1 protein-coding gene is annotated in these 522 nt (G+C 64.9%); it reads left to right on the top strand.

Annotated elements, in window-relative coordinates:
• On the top strand, positions 1–522 hold a 522-nt coding region (locus ABFA30_RS24220; protein WP_410046090.1), incomplete at both ends, for a molybdopterin-dependent oxidoreductase.

Genomic DNA, 522 nt, shown 5'->3' with positions numbered 1-522 from the left:
GCGCTCAAGAGCGTGACCAAGGCCTGGCTGGGCAGCGAGAATGCCTTCAAGAACCTGCGGGCCATGCTCAAGACCAACCAGAACGGTGGCTTCGACTGCCCCGGCTGCGCCTGGGGCGAGTCGCCGGAAAGCGACATGGTCAAGTTCTGCGAGAACGGCGCCAAGGCGGTGAACTGGGAAGCCACCGGGCGCTCGGTGGACCCGGCGTTCTTCGCCAAGTACAGCGTCAGTGCTTTGGCCGCGCAGACCGACTACTGGCTCGAGTACCAGGGCCGCTTGACCCACCCGATGCGTTACGACGCGGCCACCGACCACTATGTGCAAACCAGTTGGGACGAGGCCTTCGCCCTTATCGCCCAGCACCTGAACGCCCTGGAGTCGCCCGACCAGGCCGAGTTCTACACCTCGGGCCGGGCCAGCAACGAGGCGGCGTTCCTCTACCAGCTGTTCGTCCGTGCCTACGGCACCAATAACTTCCCCGACTGCTCGAACATGTGCCACGAGGCCAGTGGCGTGGGCATG

Origin of the sequence: Pseudomonas sp. HLMP (assembly GCF_046365545.1) — a bacterium.
Lineage (GTDB): Bacteria > Pseudomonadota > Gammaproteobacteria > Pseudomonadales > Pseudomonadaceae > Aquipseudomonas > Aquipseudomonas guariconensis_B.
This window is presented reverse-complemented; position numbering and strand designations above follow the sequence as displayed.